Source organism: Saprospiraceae bacterium (genome assembly GCA_016713025.1).
In the GTDB taxonomy this organism is placed as follows: domain Bacteria; phylum Bacteroidota; class Bacteroidia; order Chitinophagales; family Saprospiraceae; genus OLB9.
On record JADJPZ010000003.1, the window covers coordinates 629,032 to 648,344 of the forward strand.

Annotated in this window: 15 protein-coding genes; 13 read left to right on the forward strand and 2 right to left on the reverse strand. The window is 38.5% G+C overall.

The annotated features are described in order from the left end of the window. Positions 1 to 159: 159 nt before the first annotated feature. Positions 160 to 1,080: a site-specific tyrosine recombinase XerD gene (xerD, locus tag IPK35_05540; protein ID MBK8052738.1), complete on the reverse strand. Its 921-nt coding sequence runs from the start codon at positions 1,078 to 1,080 to the stop codon at positions 160 to 162. 738 nt (positions 1,081 to 1,818) lie between these two features. Here xerD and IPK35_05545 point away from each other — a divergent pair. From IPK35_05545 to IPK35_05555, 3 genes are all read left to right on the forward strand, one after another. Continuing rightward, positions 1,819 to 4,458: a gliding motility-associated C-terminal domain-containing protein gene (locus IPK35_05545; GenBank protein MBK8052739.1), complete on the forward strand. Its 2,640-nt coding sequence runs from the start codon at positions 1,819 to 1,821 to the stop codon at positions 4,456 to 4,458. A 606-nt stretch (positions 4,459 to 5,064) separates the two neighbouring features. Then, complete coding sequence (locus IPK35_05550; GenBank protein ID MBK8052740.1) at positions 5,065 to 5,415, forward strand: PadR family transcriptional regulator; 351 nt, start codon at positions 5,065 to 5,067, stop codon at positions 5,413 to 5,415. Then, positions 5,412 to 7,616, forward strand: a complete 2,205-nt coding sequence (locus tag IPK35_05555) for a DUF2807 domain-containing protein (GenBank protein ID MBK8052741.1) — start codon at positions 5,412 to 5,414, stop codon at positions 7,614 to 7,616. The genes IPK35_05550 and IPK35_05555 overlap by 4 nt, the downstream gene beginning before the upstream one ends. A gap of 344 nt (positions 7,617 to 7,960) precedes the next feature. Here the strand turns inward: IPK35_05555 and IPK35_05560 are convergent, their stop codons facing one another. Then, positions 7,961 to 8,695, reverse strand: coding sequence for a segregation/condensation protein A (locus IPK35_05560; GenBank protein ID MBK8052742.1), 735 nt, complete (start codon positions 8,693 to 8,695; stop codon positions 7,961 to 7,963). Positions 8,696 to 9,056: 361 nt separating this feature from the next. Between IPK35_05560 and gyrB the strand changes: the two genes are divergently transcribed. The 10 genes from gyrB to rfaE2 all read left to right on the forward strand — a co-directional run bounded on the left by gyrB (position 9,057) and on the right by rfaE2 (position 19,003). Beyond that, the gene (gene gyrB / locus IPK35_05565; GenBank protein MBK8052743.1) at positions 9,057 to 11,018 is read left to right on the forward strand and encodes a DNA topoisomerase (ATP-hydrolyzing) subunit B; all 1,962 of its coding nucleotides are present in this window, start codon (positions 9,057 to 9,059) and stop codon (positions 11,016 to 11,018) included. Between the two features lie 85 nt (positions 11,019 to 11,103). Beyond that, positions 11,104 to 11,430, forward strand: a complete 327-nt coding sequence (locus tag IPK35_05570; protein MBK8052744.1) for a hypothetical protein — start codon at positions 11,104 to 11,106, stop codon at positions 11,428 to 11,430. 12 nt (positions 11,431 to 11,442) lie between these two features. Continuing rightward, positions 11,443 to 13,266 (forward strand): DNA mismatch repair endonuclease MutL, encoded by a 1,824-nt coding sequence (gene mutL, locus IPK35_05575; protein ID MBK8052745.1) that lies wholly within the window; start codon positions 11,443 to 11,445, stop codon positions 13,264 to 13,266. Between the two features lie 16 nt (positions 13,267 to 13,282). After that, positions 13,283 to 13,858 (forward strand): rhomboid family intramembrane serine protease, encoded by a 576-nt coding sequence (locus IPK35_05580; protein MBK8052746.1) that lies wholly within the window; start codon positions 13,283 to 13,285, stop codon positions 13,856 to 13,858. A gap of 19 nt (positions 13,859 to 13,877) precedes the next feature. Further along, entirely contained in the window at positions 13,878 to 14,765 is an 888-nt protein-coding gene (locus IPK35_05585; GenBank protein ID MBK8052747.1) for a rhomboid family intramembrane serine protease, read from the forward strand. A gap of 36 nt (positions 14,766 to 14,801) precedes the next feature. Further along, positions 14,802 to 15,845: an endonuclease/exonuclease/phosphatase family protein gene (locus IPK35_05590; protein MBK8052748.1), complete on the forward strand. Its 1,044-nt coding sequence runs from the start codon at positions 14,802 to 14,804 to the stop codon at positions 15,843 to 15,845. 41 nt (positions 15,846 to 15,886) lie between these two features. After that, complete coding sequence (gene nadA, locus IPK35_05595; protein ID MBK8052749.1) at positions 15,887 to 16,900, forward strand: quinolinate synthase NadA; 1,014 nt, start codon at positions 15,887 to 15,889, stop codon at positions 16,898 to 16,900. A gap of 197 nt (positions 16,901 to 17,097) precedes the next feature. After that, positions 17,098 to 17,445 carry an aspartate 1-decarboxylase gene (locus tag IPK35_05600; protein ID MBK8052750.1) on the forward strand — a complete coding sequence of 116 codons (348 nt, stop codon included), beginning with the start codon at positions 17,098 to 17,100 and terminating at the stop codon, positions 17,443 to 17,445. An 11-nt stretch (positions 17,446 to 17,456) separates the two neighbouring features. Beyond that, positions 17,457 to 18,509, forward strand: a complete 1,053-nt coding sequence (locus tag IPK35_05605) for a flippase-like domain-containing protein (GenBank protein ID MBK8052751.1) — start codon at positions 17,457 to 17,459, stop codon at positions 18,507 to 18,509. Beyond that, positions 18,509 to 19,003 (forward strand): D-glycero-beta-D-manno-heptose 1-phosphate adenylyltransferase, encoded by a 495-nt coding sequence (gene rfaE2 / locus IPK35_05610; protein MBK8052752.1) that lies wholly within the window; start codon positions 18,509 to 18,511, stop codon positions 19,001 to 19,003. The genes IPK35_05605 and rfaE2 overlap by 1 nt, the downstream gene beginning before the upstream one ends. Positions 19,004 to 19,313 lie beyond the last annotated feature (310 nt).

Sequence of the window (19,313 nt, forward strand, 5' to 3'; positions counted from 1 at the left end):
GCTTTGCTCACTTTTAGCTTCGCACCATAGTGGTGACTACAGCTTAGCTGCACACAGTATGATTTGTCTCTAAAAGTGCTGATTTTCTTGTATTTGAAGCTCTCACTACGAATCTCATTTTAGATATTTAGGTATTACAAATTTACTAATATCAACATACTAAATTCTGCCATCTTTTTTACTCAACGGGTGATATTTTATCATAGTCTCTCTAAGGTAATTTCTGTCCAGATGAGTGTAGATTTCTGTAGTCAGTATGGATTCATGACCCAACATTTCCTGAACAGCTCTGAGATCCGCACCTCCTTCTACCAGATGGGTTGCAAAAGAATGTCTGAAAGTATGCGGGCTAACCGACTTTCTGATTCCTGCTTGTGTTGCATATTGTTTGATCAGTGTAAAGACCATCACTCTGGTGAGACCTTTCCCTCTTCTGTTGAGAAAGAGCGTATCTTCATGATTTTTGGCAATGACGGGCAGAATTTTTCGTTCAGTATCTAAGTATAATAGAATATGTTTGATAGCTGAAGTGCCAATAGGAATTAATCGTTCTTTATTGTTTTTCCCCAGTACTTTCACAAATCCCTGATCAGGAAAAAAATTACTTATCTTTAGTGTGATCAATTCAGAAACCCTCAAACCACAGGCATAAAGAGTCTCCAGCATGGCGCGGTTACGCTGACTATGTGGCAGTGACATATCTATACTTCCGATCATATGGTCTATTTCCTCATAGCTCAACACATCTGGCAATGCACGCTGCAATTTGGGTCCTTCCAGTAATGAAGATGGGTCATTTTCAATAATGTCTTCCATCATCATATACTTGTAAAAAGCCCTGATTCCCGAAATGATGCGAGCCTGACTTTTGGGCTCGAGGCCAAGATCATTGATATAATAAATAAAAGATGTCAGGTGGTCAGTTGTCAATTTATCAGGCGTAAGATCTATCTTGCTGATAATCACATATTCCATTAGTTTTTCAGCATCACGGATATAAGCCTCGATGGAGTGTGCCGAAAGTGACTTTTCAAGCAGTAGATAAGCCTGGAAACCTTTCAAAGTGCTGTGCCAATCCAAATATGTTAAGTATTTATAGAGTTAAACTTTTCAGTATATAATCTTAAACCTAAATATCTTTATGAATTCCGTTATGAAGATCAAAAGTACAATAAAATAACACTATCAATCGACTTAAATTAAAATTTCACCAAAATACACATCTAATCAATTGATTATCAATAACCATTGTTTGTACAACACTATAGAACACCCCTTCATATGTAGCTACCCTTACTTTTAAAATATTTATATTGTGCAAAGGTGAATTGATAGCTTTCATTCTTTTTGAAAAAATCAAAAAAGGTCAGCACATTTGACATTGAACACTAGGTTGAACCTAAATATCTATAATGAGTTCCGTAGTGGGGTCAACCTGCACGACGTTTCGGTGAGGCAGGCTAAAAGCACAATTGAACCCGATGGATACATACCTTACAGGGTAAAAGCAGCATTTTGGACGACATATTCTATTATGTGATGCTTATACCCAACAGAAAATGATTTGCAAAATTTATAAATCACAATTATTTGAAAATCTATAACTTGTGATTTAAATTTTTCGCACAATATTTTCTGTTCACTATTAGTTGAAGCACTGCTACTGCAAGACAGCACAAGTTAATTTGGTTGATTTCGGATTTTAATACAGTTTTAACATTTCTTAAATCAAATAATATTGTACTTTTGAAGTTTAATAGTAACTTTACCAGCATTTTTTTAAAGGGACTTTTTTATACAATTAGTAAAAAATAAAGCATGATCTTGCGTCAAAGTATAATTCCGGTTATTATTTCTGTTTTTTTTGTACACTTTTCTATAGCACAAAGTGCTTTTCACAGGACTTATGCTTCAGATAAAAACAAGGATATCGTGAGCATCGGTGGTATTCAGACCAAAGATGGCAATTACGTTTCGCTTGAACTCGAAGTAGAAAAAACACCGGATAAGTCTTTCAGATCAGATACCCTCATTGTCACGAGCTACATGCCAAAAGGAGACATCAACTGGTCCACAGCCATAGCCATAGATACTGCTTTCGGCCGACTCCAGCAAGCATTGGGTAACATCATTCAGGGAGACAGGGATAGTCTGTTTTTCAGCCTGATCACTACGAAATCAAATAAACCATCAAAAATTATAGGCTCACTGGATATCGGTGGGAAAAACGGATGGATAAGGGCATACACTACTCAGGCAAACAGAATGGCAGACGGCACCGCTTTCAGTCATCTTTTGGCAAATCATAACAGATCCTTATTTTCCACTCATGTGGGTGGTAGCAGTACAGACCACGACATTGCACTCAGTAGAAAAAATTATGCCGGCAATAATATCTGGTCGAAACTTTTATCCGCAAAAGATGGAGCCGGTAGAAACATAACTGAAAGAGTGGCCCATCTTTCTTTTGAAAAAGACAGCTCGCTGTTGCTTGCCGGCATAGTAGATACCTCCAATCTTACTGCTTTCATTGCGGTCACAGATACTTTTGGCAATCTCAGGTGGAGCAAAAAGTACCGGACAGCCAATCCATCTCTTGATGGAAGATTGCATGGATATGGTGCTTTAAGACTTGCTGATTCCACTTATATTCTTACCGGAGTTTTGGCCAGAACCGGTCAAAAAGACAGAGGTTTTATCTTGAAAACCAGAAAAAACGGCGACGTGGACTGGGGTAGAACAATCATGTTTAAAGCTCTTGACAATACCATCATCTCTCAAATCACTTTAGATACAAAAAACGATATCATCCTATCGGGTATCAATATGGACTCTATCGCTAAAAAGACTTTTATTTTTGTCATGAAAATAAAGCAGGATGGAAGCCTGGTATGGAATAAAAAATATACCAGAGTCGGTGGCAGATCTGAGTTTACCGGTAACTTATTTGCCACAGCAGACGGAGGTTCAGCTTTGTTTTCATCTGCTATAGAGAGCCAGATGACAAAATCATCTTTTATCAAACTAAATGCCAATGGCAGTTCTACCTGTGAAGAAAATGTATCTGAACAAGTCCTTACCGCTGCATCATTTTTTGCGGATACATTGATCTGGACGACAGCAAATGCCGGAACAGTGGATACCGTCACTTTTAAGACTAAACCCAACAATTATGATGTACCGGTATTGGCACTGAATGTCCGTCCCTTCTGCCCTAATGAACCGATTGACTGGACTTTCAAGGCAGGTACAAAAGGTGCCATTTTTTACGAGTGGAGTACCGGAGAAAAAGGACCAACTCTGGATACCTTAAGAGTATTTAAAACCGGAAAATATTCAGTCACTGTGACTATAGGCGAAAAAGTATGCTTCATGCTATGCGATACTGTTGAATTAGCCAGATATGATAAGCCCCAGGCAGGTATGAATCTCGGATTGGGAAGCTTTTGTACTACAGGAAGACAAACCTTGGCTTTTTCTTATACACCTGGACATCCTCAGGTAAAATCAGTTGCCTGGAGCACAGGACAAAATACAAATACTATAGAAATCGCCCAGCCTGGAAATTATTCTGTGACAGTAACGGACCAATGCGATGAAAAAGCTCCGGCTTCGACTTCAGTAGGTACTTTCCCGACAAAAATTACAGCTGCTACCATAGCTCCCACCATATCTGTAGACTGTTTTACCGGACAGGCGACCGGAACCCTTACAGCAAATGGTAATTCTACAGGCCTCGGACCTGAGACGTACAGATGGAGTACTGGCCAGGCAACAAAAGCCATTTCTATCAATAGTGCTGCGATCAGAACCTTTACCGTTACCATCACTGACGCGTGTGGAAGCACTGCCGCAAGTACCTACAATATGGAGCTGAAAGGACCCGGAATCACAAAAGCCAGCATAAGTATCAATAAAGATGGCATTTGCCAAACGAAAAATATTCGGTTAAATGCTTTGGCCGACAAGGTCGGTCAACTTAGATATGCCTGGTCAAACAGCACTTCTGCTGAAAGTATCAATGTCAATCAAACCGGAACATATTCTGTTACAATCACAGATGTCTGTGGAAATACAGGCACCGCAAGCGCAACGATTAAAGAGTCCGATCTGACACCACAGGATTTGATATATGCCAATGTATTTTTCCCTGAAGGAGTCGGTGCCAGGTTTGAATCAGGGACAGATTCACTTGCCTGGAATGCTTTGAAATTAAACCGTACATTTGGTCCGGTCAATAAACCGGAATTCTGCATAGACATTATTTCTGCCTATGAATTTTATGTATTCAATCGCTGGGGTCAGCAAGTCTTTGAGTCCAAAAATATAAAAAATGAATGGGATGGCCGTATAGGCGAAAAAGATGCACAAAGCGATACCTATATCTGGGTAGTAAAATACAACATAAACGGATTTGAAAAAAAGCTCAAAGGCGATGTCAGTTTGATAAGGCAATAAGAGTATGTTTGAACTTTTATCATTTGGTTCCAAGTGGCAAATTTAATTTTAGCCAGCGTTATATTTTTCGCCGTACCGCGTCATGCTAAACTTGAGCTTCCGGATAGATTCAGTATTCGCTGCGAGCCGTTGTTCGCAGTTCATTCATTATTGAGTAAAGTATTTTACTCATTTCTCGTCAAAGACGAGACCATTCAATCATCTTGTCCAAAATAAAATTTCCTCACTTTCACTCAAACGTAAAAATTTAAACATACTCTAAGTAGTGCTGCATAAAACTAAAAATTCAAAAGTCGCTGTTTTCCTTTTTGAAAATTAAATTGATTATGTCGATGGCAGATTCAATGTTCATTTTTACGTTTCTAAAAAATGATTTTCCAGTTTAACCTATTTCGCACATCCATCACACATTACCTTTCAGGTCATTTCTTTTCTTACAACCTACACTTCCGATCTCCATTCGACAGATTTATTTTATTTTTCGTCGATAAAAACTATGTGTTTGTATATAGTACCTGCTTAAAGATAGTACTATGTATTGCATGGTACTATAAAATGTTATATCTTTGTGTCGTTATTGCAATTGAATCAAATATATAATATGACATGGAATTAAAAATTGAAAATACAAAAGCGCAGATGCGCAAAGGCGTACTCGAGTTATGTGTGTTGGCTATCATTGCAAAGGAAGAAGCATATCCTACCGATATCATCAATAAGCTGAAGGAATCCAAGCTCATAGTGGTAGAAGGTACGCTCTATCCTTTGCTCAACAGACTCAAGGACGCCGATCTTTTACAATATACCTGGAAGGAATCCAAGTCAGGTCCTCCCAGAAAATATTACCAGATCACCACCCATGGCAATGAGTTTTTGTCAGGACTCAGGGAAACCTGGGAAGAATTAAATCACGCTGTAAATCAATCACAAAACAATACTAAATCAAATAAGAAATGAACAAGACCTTTAATATTAATCTCGGAGGATATCCATTTGCGATAGATGAGGATGCTTTCGAATACATACAAAATTATCTGGGTACGATCAGACGTCATTTTTCCGCATCAGAAGGATGTGAAGAAATTTTGTACGACATAGAAGTCCGTATGGCCGAGCTTTTTCAGGAACACCTTAAAGGCAGAGCCATCATCAGCATGAAGGAAATCGATGAAGTAATCATGATTATGGGTAAACCCGAAGATTTTGGAGCAGAGCCTATGTCAGAACAATACACCAGCAACACCAGGGGTAAGAAATCTGATACCAAAATCAATACAGGTAAAAAACTTTTCAGGGATCCGGATGATAAAAAACTCGGTGGAGTTTGCTCCGGTGTTGCCGCATATCTCGGAATTGAAGACCCGTTATGGTTAAGGATTTTCGTAGTTCTTACTGCGATTTTTTCAGGAGGATTTGTCTTCGTGGTATACATGGTTCTGTGGTTTTTAGTACCTGAGGCGGCGTCTGCCAGCGACAAACTCGCTATGCGCGGTGAGCCGGCAACTATCAGTAACATTGCCAAAGTAGTGGAGGAAGAACTCAACGAACTTGGTGATAAAATTACTGAGTGGAGCAAAGATTTTGACGGTACTAAAAAAAAAAGTGGTGATACATCATCAGGAACACACCAATTTAAAGCAAAAGCTATCCTTGCAGAAGGAATCAATATTTTTGGAAGTGTAGCCTCTGGTATTATTCCTGTTTTCAGGACTATTTTGAAACCCATATTTATAACCATTGCTATCATAGCGATGGCTGCATTAGGCATATCATGGGCAGCTTCTTTTGTCGGATTGTCTTTTGCTTCACCTGTGCTTCATGCTGTGGGACCTGATTCTGGATTTGTAAGCTCCCTTGGTATTGGATCTTTATTTTTTACTTTTGGTCTGCCTGTTCTGGGAGCAATGCTGTTGTTGGCCAGACTTGCTTTTTCTTATAGAATCAATAAAAATGTAAATACCGGCTTATGGACAGTGTGGTTTTTGTCTTTATTTACTACCATGTTTGCCGGGATGAGTACTATCAAGGAGTATCAATCCCATCATGTGACCACTGCTATCTCTGACTACAACATCGGATCGTCGGATATCAGGATCTCAATGCCGGAAGAGAATCTGGATCATTCTATGGGTGTTTTTTTAGACAAATTTTTTGCAGACAATGGCAAACAATGGGCTATACGAGATGTAAATATCCAACTCGAAAAATCCAAAGATGCGTTTGTCCACGTCGAAAAGAAAATTACATCAAGGGGCGAACAACTTTCTGATGCTCAGCAAAATACGCTTTTTGTAGGTAATGATATCAAAGTAAATGATAGCGAAATTTCTATTTCAAAATATCTCACCATACCAAAAGAACGAAAATACCGAAACCAATCCGTAGACTATACGATCTTCATCCCCGAAGGCAAAAATATCATTTTGGACAATAGTGTCAGGGGAAGATTAAGACATTCGGAACTGATGAATTGGGAGCAAGTATACTCCAGCGAAGACAACATGAAATGGACTGTAAAAGGAAACGGCGTTTTTTCAAAGGAATATGATGAAATCCATCACTTCAAAAGGCAGATTGCCACAGGCAATTACAACAAAATAATTATAGAAAACGGTTTTGACGTCGTCATAAAAAAAGGAGAAAAGTCATCTGCCAATTTTTCCGGGAATAAAGAACTGGTAGAAAAACTTACGTTTAAAAACCTGGATGGAACATTGACTATAGATGTTCAGGACAATGAATCCATCGAAGATGTTACCATATATATTGAAACCCCATCTTTGGAACTCGTACAGCTTCACGGTGTAAAATCAGCCACTATTGAAGGTTTTAATCAGGATAATTTTAAAGTACTGGCCAAAGACACAGAAGGTGGATTTTATAATAATGAAATCAAAATATCAGGTAACATTAAAAATCTTGACATCTCCATGGATGGTAACCAAAATCTGCATTTGACGGGAAGTGGCGAATCAATAAGTGCAGTCATCAATGATGGTGCCAATATAACTGCGGATAAATTTATAGTCAATAAAGCGATAATATCTGGCAACCACACTCACGAATCCAGTTTCTATGTCCAACAACAACTGAAATGTGAATTTCCTGATCAGATTGACTTTAAAATTTATGGTAATCCAAAAAAGGAAAAACTTTGATCCGGGCAGCTGAAAGTATCGTAACTATTTATTACCTAAAAATCTAAAATGATAATCTATTACGACCTCCAAATACTTCAAAATCAGTCTCCGCCGCGGCGGATCACTTTTAGCTTCGCACCATAGTGGTGACTACAGCATAGCTGTACACAGTATGATTTGTCGCTAAAAGTGCTGATTTTCTTGTATTTGAAGCTCTCACCACGAATCTCATTTTAGATATTTAGGTATTAAGTAGCTCAGTGTAAAGTTTAGATGCTACACTAATTTGTGCAAGAATTTTATTGGATACAAACGTTTTCACAATCGTTTGTATCCAATTATTTTTTTTGAACCATATTCACTCAATTTGCCATAAGCCAGAAATTATTCAAGCCATCTCCCTGTATCAGTGACACCTGTTGCAGGTTCAACAGTTCGAGCAAAGCAATAAAAGTCACAACGGCATGTATGCGGTTTTCGAGCTGTAAAAATATTTCGGTAAAGTTGACTTTGCGGCCTTTGGGCAATCTGTCCATGATGTATGATTGCTGCTTCTCCACAGTATATTCAAACCTTACGATCTGATGTTTGGGTGTGTTGATATCATCATTGTACCTCTGGATAAGATGTTGAAATGTTTGGAGCAATTTAAATAGACTTAGTGATTCGAGCTCTACATCGACCAAAGCCTTTTCTGCGATTTGTTTCAGTTCATCGGTCACATTACCTCTTGTATGTCTGAAATGCCTGTTATCTTCGAGTGCTCCCATCTCATCGAGTATCGCCTTATACTTACGGTATTCCAGGAGTTTTTGTGTCAACTCTTGTCTTGGATCTATTTCATTGCCGTCATCATCCATCTCCTTTCTGGGTATGAGCATTTTTGCTTTGATGCGCATGAGTGTTGCCGCAACCAGAATAAATTCACTGGCTATGTCTATATCCAGAGATTTCAGATGTTTGATATAGTCCAGAAAATCTTTTGTGATTTTGGCGATCGGGATATCATTTATGTCCAGTTCGTCTCTTTCTATAAAGAAGAGCAACAGATCAAAAGGACCTTCAAACTGCTGAATTTTAATAGTATATGATTCCATCGCCACAAAGATAATAAAAGTTAGACATTTCTATTTTTTCATTCAGCCAATGTGTGTATAACAAATTGCACAAATTCATATTTTCTTTCCCGCTACTCCTGCCCGGACTACGTAGGCAGGCAGTCTTATTCCCTAAAGAGCCTGTCAAGCTATGCTTGAGACGAGCCACCCAATCCACCCACATTTTTACCGTCTATTAAGAATAATACTGAAAACGTGCAATTGTTAAACACACGTCAGTCAATATATAAAAACATATGTTTATATTGCTGTGAATCAAGATATTTAAAGTGTTTTTACTTTGTAAAGATGGATAAAAAAGTTATCTTTGCACCCCAATAAAATATATATAAATTAACAAATGAGTGAAAACAAGGATAATCTGAAAAAGAATGAATATGGCGCAGACAATATTCAGGCGTTAGAAGGACTTGAGGCAGTAAGAAAGAGACCCGGGATGTACATCGGTAGTACAGATACCAAAGGGCTTCATCACCTGGTATGGGAAGTCATTGACAACTCTATTGATGAGCACCTTGCTGGACATTGTACACATATTGATACTATTATCCATAAAGATAATACCATCACTGTAAAAGATAATGGTAGGGGAATACCGACAGGAATGCACGAAAAGCTGCAAAAATCTGCACTTGAAGTGGTCATGACAGTCCTGCATGCAGGTGGAAAATTTGATAAAGATACATATAAGGTCTCTGGTGGATTGCATGGTGTAGGTGTCTCATGTGTGAATGCACTTTCAGACTATCTTAGGGTGGAAGTACACCGTGACGGGCAGTATTTTGAGCAGGAGTATAGCAAAGGTATTCCTATGGGCCCGGTAAAAACCCTTGGTGATTCTGACAAGAAAGGTACACAAGTGACGTTCAAACCTGATGGATCCATATTTGAAACACTGGAGTATAGTTACACGACACTTTCTGGAAGGATCAGGGAGTTGTCCTATCTGAATAAAGGTTTGTTTCTTTCCCTGACAGATGAGAGAGAGGTTGCAGAAGACGGTTCTTACAAAAGAGCAGATTTCTATTCAGAGGGCGGTCTTAGAGAATTTGTAAAATACCTTGACGAAACAAGACCACCACTGATAGACGAACCCATCTATGTCACAGGAAAGGAAGAAAATGTCGAAGTTGAAGTGGCCATGCAATATAACACGGGCTATCAGGAAAATATCTTCTCCTATGTAAACAATATCAATACCCGCGACGGTGGAACCCACGTGGCCGGATTCAGACGTGCCATCACAAGACTTTTTAAAGATTATGGAAACGAAAACAATCTTTTCAGCAAGGTGAAATTTGAAATTGCAGGTGAAGATTTCAAAGAAGGTCTGACAGCAATTATCTCTGTAAAGGTGCCAGAACCTCAGTTCAAAGGACAGACGAAGGGTGAACTGGGCAACTCAGAAGTGACAGGAATCGTATCCAGATGCGTAGGAGACGTACTCAAAGCCTATCTGGAAGAAAACCCTGTCATGGCCAAAAGAATCATCGAAAAAGTAATATTGGCTGCTACCGCTCGTCATGCTGCCCGTAAAGCAAGAGAGATGGTACAGAGAAAAAATGTACTTACAGGCAGCGGACTGCCAGGAAAACTCTCAGACTGCAGTTCCAAAGACCCTGCAGAATCAGAAATATTTCTTGTCGAAGGAGACTCCGCAGGAGGTACTGCAAAACAAGGTCGGGATAGAAATTTTCAGGCCATCCTTCCACTGCGAGGCAAAATACTCAATGTAGAGAAAGCCATGGAGTACAAAATCTACGAAAATGAAGAGATAAAAAATATGTTTACTGCACTCGGAGTAAGCATAGAAGAAAAAGATGGAGAGAAAATACTCAACATCGAAAAACTCAGATACCATAAAATAGTCATCATGTGCGACGCGGACGTGGATGGAAGTCATATTTCTACATTGATTATGACATTCTTTTTCAGATACATGAAACCACTCATTGAGCACGGCCATATCTTTATCGCTGCACCTCCTCTATATCAAGTCAGAAAAGGTAAAAATTTTGTATATTGCTGGAATGATGAAGAACGTAAAAATGCAATAGAAACCTATGCAAACGGTAAAGAAGATACCAGTATCAAAACTCAGAGATATAAAGGTCTTGGAGAAATGAACGCCGAACAGTTGTGGGAAACCACAATGGACCCGGTCAATAGAATACTTCGCCAGATAACCATCTATGATGCTATGGAGGCTGACAGGATCTTCAGTATGCTCATGGGCGACGAGGTGCCACCGAGGAGACAATTTATAGAAGAAAATGCAAAGTACGCCAATATTGATGCGTAATAAACCGGATTCAGCACAAGGGTATTGATCAATTAGTATATTTTTTTTGTTTAAAACCTAAATATCTAAAAAATAGAAGTCAGATATGATCAAAATAGGATTTGGAGGAAAAGCAAAACCAAAAAGTTTTGACTACAAGCCCCGATATTATGACGAGGCAAAAGAAGAATTGCAGGAAAGGATAAAAAAGTATAGTCCAGCCGAAGATAGCGAACTTTCAGTAGAAAACATGAAAAATCGGGTAAAATCGGGGCTTAGGATGAAATCATATGGCGACCAAAATACCAGAGCCAAAGCAGAGAGGCAATCCAATATCAGACTATTGCTTATCATCGGTGTATTGTTACTTGCAATTTATGTCATCATGTCATCCAACAAAATTGTCACACTTTTAGAGTCGTTTTCGAAGTAAAAATCCTATTTGATGCCTGATATCATACAGCTACTTCCGGATAGTATCGCAAATCAGATAGCTGCAGGCGAGGTGATACAACGACCGGCATCCGTTGTGAAAGAATTGATGGAAAATGCTCTCGATGCCGGGAGTTCATACATCAGACTGATCCTCAAAGACGCCGGAAAAACAAGTATTCAAGTCATAGATGATGGCAAAGGTATGTCAGAGACCGATGCGCGTATGTCATTTGAACGGCATGCCACCTCCAAGATAAGATCAGCTCATGACCTCTTCAGCATCAAGACTATGGGGTTTCGTGGAGAAGCACTCGCTTCCATTGCCGCCATAAGTCACACCGAAATGACCACCAGACAAGCAGAAAGTGATGTGGCTGTCAGAATCGTCATTGAAGGGTCTCACATTTCAAAACATGAAAAATGCCAGGGAGCAGCAGGTACATCTATCACCGTAAAGAACATTTTTTACAATATACCCGCGCGCAGAAAATTTTTGAAATCCGATCCGGTGGAAATGAAGCACATTATCGAAGAGTTTCACAGAGTCGCTTTAGCCAACCCTGAGATACATTTTACACTACATCATAATGGAAACGAACTATATCACCTTCCAAAATCAAATCTTAAACAAAGGATTGTAGGTATTTTTGGAAAAAATATCAATGATAAACTTGTGCCTGTAACTGAAGAAACTGAAGTAGCTGTCTTTTCAGGACTCGTAGGCAAACCCGATGCTGCAAAAAAAACTCAGGGTGATCAATATCTTTTTGTCAATAAGAGATTTATCAAAAGCAGTTATCTCAACCATGCTATAAGGACAGCATATGAAGAATTGATTACCAAAGACATGTTTCCTGCATATTTTATTTTTTTAGAGGTGGACCCATCACACATAGATATCAATGTGCATCCCACCAAAACTGAAATCAAATTTGAAGATGAAAGATTGATTTACAACTATCTCAGAGTTTCAGTCAAGCATAGTTTAGGCCAATATAGTCTTTCTCCTATGCTTGATTTCAATGTGGATCATAATTTTACCCACAAATATTCGGGAGAAGCTACTTCCGACCGGAAAAGTACAAACTATCATCCGGAGCAGGAAGCAAGATTCAGACCCGGCCAGGAAAATGTCAGAGGTTGGGAAGATATTTATAGTAGCATGAAGCAGTTTACTGTGCCCGAAGATCCATTGTCTCAAAATGAAGTAAGTATCCTGGAAAGCGAAGCTTTCAAATCCGATATTTCAATCAATGAACTTGATGCCATCAATAAAGATCCATTTCAGCTGCACAATACATATATCATTTATCCTGTCAAATCCGGTATGATGATCATTGACCAGCAGGCAGCTCATGAAAGGATCCTGTATGAACAATACCTTGAAAATCTGCAAAACGGCGAGTACAGTACACAAAAAGAACTCTTTCCCAGAACAATAGAACTGGACGCAGCCAAAGCATCCGTACTAAAGAATATTGCAGACAGAATAGCCGCTTTGGGGTTTGATCTGGAAGATTTTGGTCACAATACCTTCATCATTCATGGGACACCATCGGGATTGGACAATTCGATAAGTATTGACTCTGTCATCGAACAACTCATCTCCAATTATGTTAACAATCTTGAGTTTGAATTGGGGATAGAAGACAATCTTGCACGCTCAATGGCCATTTCTTCAGGTATCAAAAAAGGAAGAAGATTGGAAAAACAAGAAATGAGTGCCGTCATAGACATGCTTTTTGCGTGTAAAGTGCCTGAAAAAAGCCCTTCCGGAAAAAAATGTTTTTTCATCCAGGAGATAGATGAGATCATCAAACGTTTTAATCAATAAGATAAATTATGTAATTATGATGAGTATGACGGATGTGGTAAAAAATCTTTTGATCATCAATGTCATTGTATTTTTCGCCGTCAATTTTTTAATACCTGTACCTGGCATCCAAGAGTATTTTGTTCTTTACAGACCGTTTACTATTGGATTTGAACCTGTACAGATTGTAACGCATATGTTTTCACATGCCGATATTCCACACCTTTTTTTCAATATGCTGGGTCTGTATATGTTTGGATCCATGGTGGAGGCAAGTCTCGGCCCCAAAAGATTTCTTATTTTGTACCTGACTTCAGGTCTGGCGGCTTCGGCACTGCAGATGTTATTGTCACCTTCACCTATTTTAGGAGCTTCAGGTGCCGTTTTTGGGATTACTACAGCATTTGCAACTATGTTTCCCAATACCCAATTGATGCTTTTATTTCCACCTATACCGTTGAAAGCCAAATATATGGCTATACTGTTTATTGGAATAGGCTTATATAGTGGTCTCTCGGGCTCCAATGACGGGATCGCACATTTTGCACATGTAGGAGGAGCGATATGCGGATTTTTAATGATTATATACTGGAAACTCAATAATTTACGTTAATTAATGTAATTCAGGTGATATGCTCCAATCAATAGCACAGGATATTAGAAATTCATTTGATTTTGGCAATATGGTGATAAAACTGGTCATCATCAATATCGCTGTTTTTGTGATTACGGCATTAGCAGAAGCATTTTTTCCTTTCTTTTATCAGTCTCATATATTACCTTATTTAGCTATTCCGGGTGATCTCAGATTACTCATATATCGGCCATGGACTGTACTCACACACATGTTTGTACATTCAGGTATTTGGCATCTTGTATGGAATATGATCACCTTATTTTGGTTTGGAAATATCGCCGGTGACCTATTAGGAGACAGGCGTATTCTACCTGTGTATATCATGGGAGGTTTGACGGGAGCATTGTTTTACATTATATCATATAGCCTTCTGCCGGGTATAGGCATTATGGCATTGGGTGCTTCAGCTGCAGTGATGGCTATCGTATTTATGGCTATCATTACAGCGCCGGATTATGTTGTTCATCTCATATTATTAGGGCCTGTCAGAATCAAATACATTGGATTGGTCATATTTTTCATTGACCTGATCGGCACACGGTCTGCAGACAATACAGGCGGTCATTTTGCTCATCTCGGAGGTATGCTCTTTGGCGTTCTTTTTGTATACCTTTTGAGATCAGGTACAGATATTTCAACCATTTTCAGCAAAAAATCAAAAATATTACCAAAGAAAACCACAATATTCTCAACATCCAAATCAAAACTTAAGGTAGCTCATAAGTCGCCCAGCCTGAAGAGTCAAAATGAAAAACTGCCGACTCTCCAAACTACCCTTTCTCAAAAAGTGGATGAAATATTGGATAAAATAAAATCAAAAGGTTATGAAAGCCTGACGGATGAAGACAAAGAGATATTATATCAGGCTAGTAAAGATAAATAAGTGAAATTTTTTGACAGGACAATTTTGCTTTTCAATTTGGCAGCAGTTGTAGCTCTGCTTATCGCCTATGTAGCTCCTCATATAGACCCGGAACTTACATGGGCTTTATCATTTTTTGGACTTTTTTATCCTGTTATCTTATTGATCAATATTATATTTATTTTTTATTGGGTGTTTAAAAAACCGCGTTACATTTGGCCATCATTGATAGCCATCCTGATTGGATGGAGCCAGTTGAATAGTTTTATTTCATTCAGTAGCCAACAACCCGAATCTGAAGGTGAGACCATCACTATAATGTCCTTCAATATCAGTAATGCGTCTTTTGGCTATGATAAAAACAAAAAAACACGGGAACTAAAAAAAGAAGGATTAATTGATTTTTTGGATCAATTCAAGAACACCGATATAATATGTTTTCAGGAAGTCGGTGATTATGCATATGAAATTCTTAAAAAAAACTTTCCAAAGCATCATATCTATTTCAAACAAAAAGGAGCTGTCATACTTTCTAAATATCCTTTCAGAGATAAAGGTGAAATTGACTTCGGAACAAAGACCAATTCATGCCTTTGGGCAGATATCACGTTGGATGATGAAACATACAGGGTGTATAGCATCCATCTTCAGTCCAACCAAATAACTAGAGATACTGAAAAATTGGCCAATCAAAAAGAAATAAATCAAAAACAAGCCTGGTATGACATCAAAGGCATATTGCGAAAATTCAGAAATAACCACATACAACGCAGCAGACAAGCAGAAAAGATAGCAGAACACGTAAAAAAAAGTCAATATAAAGTAATCATGGCTGGTGACCTGAATGATCCGCCTCAGTCATATACTTATAAGGTTTTTTCATTATTGGGAAATGATGCTTTCAGAGAAAAAGGTGTGGGTATAGGGACAACCTTTGCCGGCAAAATACCATTGTTAAGAATTGATTATATCTTTGCAGATAAAAATCTGAAAGTACACGATTTCACCATCATCAAAGATAATTATTCAGATCACTACCCCATCTCGGCAACTTTGGAGTGGAATGATAAAATTGATGATGAATCATCTGATAAAGAATAAAGTGCACGCTTTTTTATTGAAATAAATTAAAAAAATATCATATGGCAGAAGTACTTGAATTAGCAAAAAATAATCTGGTCAAAAAAGGTTTTCTTGATATTGATGTGGACCCAACTTTAGACCTTGTGGAAGCCATCAATAAGTTAAAAAAAGAAAAAAATGCCATTATCCTGGCGCATTATTATCAGGAATCTGAAATCCAGGATGTGGCCGATTATATAGGTGATAGTCTGGGATTGTCTCAAAAAGCTGAAAGCACTGATGCCGATATGATAGTATTTGCAGGAGTGCATTTTATGGCTGAAACTGCCAAAATGCTTAATCCCTCAAAAAAAGTAGTTTTACCGGACCTGAAAGCCGGATGTTCCTTGGCTGACAGTTGCCCACCTGCTTTTTTCAAAAAATTTAAAGAAAAATATCCCGACCATGTAGTAGTGAGCTATATCAACTGCACAGCAGAATTGAAAGCGCTGACCGACATTTGCTGTACATCTTCCAATGCTGAAGCCATCATCAACAGTATACCAAAAGATAAAGGTATCATCTTCGCACCTGATAAAAACCTGGGAGCATATCTCGAGAAAAAAACAGGCAGAGATATGATTCTCTGGAACGGCGCATGTATGGTTCATGAAATTTTTTCACATGAAAAAATTGTAAAGCTTATGGCCAGATACCCTGATGCAAAGTTTATAGCTCACCCTGAGTGCGAAGCACATATTCTAGACAAAGCACATTTTATCGGCTCTACTACTCAATTGCTCAAGTACACCCAATCCTCTCCGGCTACATCTTTCATAGTTGCCACTGAAGCCGGTATCTTACACCAGATGGAACTGGCCTCACCGGATAAAACTTTTATCCCGGCACCACCCAACAACAATTGTGCATGTAATGATTGTCCTCATATGAAGCGAAATACCATGGAAAAACTGTACTTAAGTATGAAGTACGAGTTGCCGGAAATCATTCTTGAAGACTGGGTGATAGAAAAAGGAAGAATTTGTATAGACAGAATGCTCGATATCAGTGTTAAGGCAGGATTTAAAGCTTAATACCTAAAAATCAATGTCGTATAGTTAAGACATCTATATGAAGTCTTTCCCTTGTAAATGAAAGTTGGTAACTATATAGTTGAACATCATCAGGAACTTTTTTTAATCTGATTAATGTTTGGCACTGTTAAATCCATCGTACTATCTAATAAATATCAGATATTTGCATCTTCTTAAAAAAAATCAAAATAAGAATCATGTTTTTACACATACACAAGTCAAAAATTCATAGAGTCAGGGTCACACAAGCCAATCTCAATTATGTTGGTTCCATCACGATAGATGAAGATCTCATGGATGCTGCAAACCTTTACGAAGGCGAAAAAGTACAGATAGTCAACAACAACAATGGTGAACGTATAGAAACCTATGTCATCAAAGGTGAAAGAGGCTCCGGTATGATATGTCTCAATGGCGCGGCGGCTCGAAAAGCAGAGGTCGGTGATGTAGTCATCATTATTAGTTATGCACTCATGACTCCTGAAGAAGCAAAAGCTTACAAGCCTGTCGCTATCTTCCCTGATGAAGATAATAAAATCAACTAAAATTTCCGGATTTGCGAAGTCATATCACTAAAGGACTTAAAGTATTTATTTTTTTTGCAATTGGTATTGTCATCTTGTATCTATTGTATCAGCGCCAGGATGCCGCTTTCAGGGCGGATTGTGCCATCAAAGGTATAAGTGCTGAAAACTGCAGTCTTATGTCAAAAATTAAAGATGACATCAGCAATGCCAATTATTATTGGGTATCCATCACAATGATACTTTTTATGATTACCAACATACTCAGAGCACTGAGATGGAAAATGATGTTTGTAGCTATCGGGTATCGCCCACGTATGATCAATCTTTTTGGCACGATCATAATCAACTATCTCGCCAATTTAGGTATTCCGAGATCAGGAGAAGTCATACGCGCAGGATTATTATCCGGTTATGAAGATATACCAATAGAGAAAGTGTTAGGAACGATTTTTACAGACAGGATTTTTGATGTGATGATGCTGTTGATAGTAATCGTTCTGGCGATGTTTTTCGGAGGAAATGACTTCCTGGCCTACCTCAATCAAAACATAAGTATAGGCAGTAAGTTGGCCGGAATTTTTAATAATTCAGTATTAATTTATATAATAATTGCATTTCTGGTACTATCCACAGTTGTCATTTGGAAGTTCAGAACCAGGATCATGTCTACCAGACCAGGGAAAAAATTAGTTTCACTTTTTACTGGTTTTGCTGACGGAGTGAAAAGTGTTGCCAACGTTTCGTCAGTGCCCCTTTTCTTGTTCTACACAGGGGCAATTTGGTTTATATACTACCTGATGGTATATTTTGCATTTTTCACATTCTCACCTACAGCTCATCTTGGTCCCGTTGAAGGTTTAGTGGCATTTGTATTTGGAAGTCTGGGCATTCTGATCCCTACCCCAGGTGGAATGGGCAGTTTTCATTACCTCATGGGAGAAGCATTATCGATGTATGGTATAAGCGGTGCTGATGCTTTTTCTTTTGCCAATATCGTGTTTTTTTCTATCAATATATTTCTGCCTATAGTATTTGGATTATTGGCACTTATCTTACTACCTGCGGTAAACAAAGATGAATAATGACACTCATTAAAGAGAAAATCTATCAGTCTCACCAGCATATCAAAGATCAGATTGCTATCTGGAAGGCTTCCGGCAAAAAAATTGTCTTCACAAACGGATGTTTTGATTTAGTGCATGTAGGCCATGTGCTCTATCTTGAAAATGCTGCTCAGCTGGGAGATATTCTTGTAGTAGGGCTCAATAGCGACGACTCAGTGAGAAGGCTTAAAGGACCAACAAGACCTATCAATGATATCCTCAACAGATCACATGTACTTGCTGCATTGGCAAGCGTCGATGCAGTCATCATTTTTGAAGAAGATACACCATTAAATACTATCCATACGATCCTTCCCGATGTTTTAGTCAAGGGTGGTGACTGGAAACCGGATCAGATTGTAGGGAGTGACTTGGTTTTAGAGCATGGAGGTCAAGTATTGTCTTTGAATTTTGTAGATGGGTACTCCACTACACAGATTGAAAATAAGATCATCCAGCTCGGTTCGATTTGAGCATATTTGAGTGATTTTAACACCCGGAGTTCATTTGCTCTTCGTTGGGTTGCTCTTCGTTTGTCATACATCTTTCTCACAACCCCTGCCTTACTACTAAGGCAGTCAGGCTCATTTCCTAAAGAGACAATCTACCCAAAATCTTCTAAAATGGCCTTACTACCGATCAAAAAGCCAAATTTCCATCCCGCTACCTGAAGGCCGACCAGTCCCAAATTCTTCTTAAATGAACTTACAGTCCGGACCTAAATTCGCCTTTCCATAAAACAGGTAGTAAGTATCGGCTTATCTAAAAACTTATATCTAACTA

What these genes read in the sequence shown, in the direction of transcription:
- IPK35_05560 (MBK8052742.1), bottom strand. Translation starts at nt 8,695, where the DNA reads ATGGAATCATATACTATTAAAATTCAGCAGTTTGAAGGTCCTTTTGAT.
- mutL (MBK8052745.1), top strand. Translation starts at nt 11,443, where the DNA reads ATGCCTGATATCATACAGCTACTTCCGGATAGTATCGCAAATCAGATA.
- IPK35_05570 (MBK8052744.1), top strand. Translation starts at nt 11,104, where the DNA reads ATGATCAAAATAGGATTTGGAGGAAAAGCAAAACCAAAAAGTTTTGAC.
- IPK35_05545 (MBK8052739.1), top strand. Translation starts at nt 1,819, where the DNA reads ATGATCTTGCGTCAAAGTATAATTCCGGTTATTATTTCTGTTTTTTTT.
- IPK35_05600 (MBK8052750.1), top strand. Translation starts at nt 17,098, where the DNA reads ATGTTTTTACACATACACAAGTCAAAAATTCATAGAGTCAGGGTCACA.
- IPK35_05580 (MBK8052746.1), top strand. Translation starts at nt 13,283, where the DNA reads ATGATGAGTATGACGGATGTGGTAAAAAATCTTTTGATCATCAATGTC.
- rfaE2 (MBK8052752.1), top strand. Translation starts at nt 18,509, where the DNA reads ATGACACTCATTAAAGAGAAAATCTATCAGTCTCACCAGCATATCAAA.
- gyrB (MBK8052743.1), top strand. Translation starts at nt 9,057, where the DNA reads ATGAGTGAAAACAAGGATAATCTGAAAAAGAATGAATATGGCGCAGAC.
- IPK35_05555 (MBK8052741.1), top strand. Translation starts at nt 5,412, where the DNA reads ATGAACAAGACCTTTAATATTAATCTCGGAGGATATCCATTTGCGATA.
- nadA (MBK8052749.1), top strand. Translation starts at nt 15,887, where the DNA reads ATGGCAGAAGTACTTGAATTAGCAAAAAATAATCTGGTCAAAAAAGGT.
- IPK35_05585 (MBK8052747.1), top strand. Translation starts at nt 13,878, where the DNA reads ATGCTCCAATCAATAGCACAGGATATTAGAAATTCATTTGATTTTGGC.
- IPK35_05550 (MBK8052740.1), top strand. Translation starts at nt 5,065, where the DNA reads ATGGAATTAAAAATTGAAAATACAAAAGCGCAGATGCGCAAAGGCGTA.